Here is a 2,453-nt window from a genome sequence, read left to right on the forward strand (position 1 = left end):
TGCAGGATCAACCGCTCGTCCACAGTAGAAAAGATCTACCAGACCAGGCCGCCCAACCGCCACCCGAGACACGCTCTTAACGCTTCCCGGAAGGAGCACAGTGCCCGCACCCGTGATCGGCGTGCTCGCCCTTCAGGGCGACGTCCGTGAACACCTCACCGCCCTGACCGGCGCGGGCGCGCAAGCCCGTCCGGTGCGCCGAAGCGCGGAACTGGACGCGGTCGACGGCCTGATCATCCCCGGCGGCGAGTCCACCACGATCAGCAAGCTCGTCGACATCTTCGAGCTACGCGAGCCGATCGACAAGCGGATCTCCGACGGGATGCCGGTCTACGGCTCCTGCGCCGGAATGATCATGCTGGCCACCGAGGTCCTGGACGGGCGTCCGGACCAGCGTGGCTTCGAGGGCATCACGATGACCGTCCGACGCAACGCCTTCGGTCGGCAGGTCGACTCCTTCGAGGCACCGGTGGAGATCGCCGGGATCGAGGGTGGCCCGGTGCACGCGGTCTTCATCCGCGCCCCCTGGGTCGAGCGGGTCGGCGAGGGTGTCGAGGTGCTCGGCCGGGTCTCCGACGGCCGGATCGTGGCGGTACGCCAGGGCAACCTGCTGGCCACCTCGTTCCATCCGGAACTCACCGGTGACCTTCGCCTGCACGGTCGCTTCGTGGACCTGGTCCGCGCCCACACCACCCGCTGAGCACCCCTGATCGGTGAATCTTGGACAGTTGTCGTCATTCGCTGACGGCAACTGTCCAAGATTCGGCGGCAGGCCCGGCCACCCATAGGGTGAATAATCGGTTTTGCACCGTATCGGCGGGATCGTGGCGGCGGTACGTGTTACCGGTGCGCGGCGGGTGACGAGCCCCGGGGGTACCTCGGTAGGATTGTCGAGATTCGGCAGGGCCATCTGGCCGCCACGGCTTCCACCAGAGCAGACCGGCACCACCGCGTGCGCCGGTGCGGAGCGGGGCGTGCGCGGTGCGGTCGATGCAGACGGCGGGTAGCAACGGAGGTAACAGATGTCCGGCCACTCAAAGTGGGCGACGACCAAGCACAAGAAGGCGGTCATCGACGCCAAGCGCGGCAAGATGTTCGCCAAGCTGATCAAGAACGTCGAGGTCGCGGCGCGAACCGGCGGTGGCGACCCGGCCGGCAACCCGACCCTCTACGACGCGATCCAGAAGGCCAAGAAGAACTCGGTCCCCAACGACAACATCGACCGCGCGGTCAAGCGCGGCTCCGGCCTGGAGGCCGGCGGCGCCGACTACCAGACGATCATGTACGAGGGGTACGGCCCGAACGGGGTCGCGCTGCTGATCGAGTGCCTGACCGACAACCGCAACCGCGCCGCCACCGAGGTCCGCACCGCCCTTACCCGCAACGGCGGGTCCTTCGCCGACGCCGGTTCGGTGTCGTACATGTTCTCCCGTAAGGGCGTGGTGATCGTGCCGAAGGCCGGCACCAGCGAGGACGACGTGATGCTGGCCGTCCTCGACGCCGGTGCCGAGGAGGTCAACGACCTGGGCGAGGCCTTCGAGGTGGTCTCCGAGCCGGGTGACCTGATCGCGGTCCGCACCGCCTTGCAGGACGCCGGCATCGAGTACGAGTCGGCCGAGTCCTCCCTGATCCCCAGCGTCAACGTGCCGCTGGACGAGGAGGGCGCGCGGAAGGTCTTCAAGCTGATCGACGTGCTGGAGGACTGCGACGACGTGCAGAACGTCTTCGCCAACTTCGACATCTCCGACGAGATCATGGCCGCCGTCGGCTGACGGTCGCTTCGCACCCTGAAAGCCCGACCTTCCGGACCTGCCACCGTCCGGGAGGTCGGTCTTTCAGCGGCCTCACAGCCCCATCAAGGGTCAGTCGAAAACGCCGGCCGGTGGCGGGAACCTGCCCTCCCGGGCGTGGGAGTAGTCGCGCGACTCGGCCACCAGGCCGTCGGCGTCGAAGCGCAGCAGCGTGCAGCCGGAGATGGTCAGCGGCGCATCGTGCGGATAGGTGATCGCCCAGTACTCGACAGTCGCCGTGTCGCCGTCGCTGCGTGGTGCGGCGAACCAGACCTCGGCCGGGCGGGTCTCCTCGGCGAAACACTCCACAAGGTAGGCACGCAGCCCATCGCGCCCCTGATAGGGCCGGAACAGGGAGGCCCAGTGGACCCCGTCGGTCGCCTGCAACATGGCGATGCTCTCGACGTGCTTGGCTGGCCAGCCGTGGGTCCAGGCGTCCGCCCAGCGTCGCGCCGCTTCCCGTACGTCCATGATCATGCTCCTCGGGCGATGGTTTCCGGATTTCTACCACCCGGCTGCGACACACCGGGCCCGGCGAGGCGGTTTCGGGACAGCGCGGGCATCGGCCAGAATCGACCCAACACCGGCTAGTACGGCAGCCGCCGTTTGAGATTTCGCTGATGGGAGCGGGTAGAGGTGGCGCGGCCACCGCGTGATCGTCTG

General features: G+C 67.8%; 3 protein-coding genes. 2 read left to right on the forward strand and 1 reads right to left on the reverse strand.

What is annotated here, in order from left to right; genetic code table 11:
* Positions 1-100: 100 nt before the first annotated feature.
* Both pdxT and ACLQ2T_RS29190 read left to right on the forward strand, forming a co-directional pair.
* Entirely contained in the window at positions 101-700 is a 600-nt protein-coding gene (gene pdxT, locus ACLQ2T_RS29185; protein ID WP_425769565.1) for a pyridoxal 5'-phosphate synthase glutaminase subunit PdxT, read from the forward strand.
* A gap of 322 nt (positions 701-1,022) precedes the next feature.
* The gene (locus ACLQ2T_RS29190) at positions 1,023-1,772 is read left to right on the forward strand and encodes a YebC/PmpR family DNA-binding transcriptional regulator (protein ID WP_425769566.1); all 750 of its coding nucleotides are present in this window, start codon (positions 1,023-1,025) and stop codon (positions 1,770-1,772) included.
* 90 nt (positions 1,773-1,862) lie between these two features.
* Here ACLQ2T_RS29190 and ACLQ2T_RS29195 read toward each other — a convergent pair whose 3' ends face one another.
* Positions 1,863-2,261 (reverse strand): nuclear transport factor 2 family protein, encoded by a 399-nt coding sequence (locus ACLQ2T_RS29195; protein WP_425769567.1) that lies wholly within the window; start codon positions 2,259-2,261, stop codon positions 1,863-1,865.
* Positions 2,262-2,453 lie beyond the last annotated feature (192 nt).

The organism is Micromonospora sp. DT229 (assembly GCF_049844505.1).
Lineage (GTDB): Bacteria > Actinomycetota > Actinomycetes > Mycobacteriales > Micromonosporaceae > Micromonospora.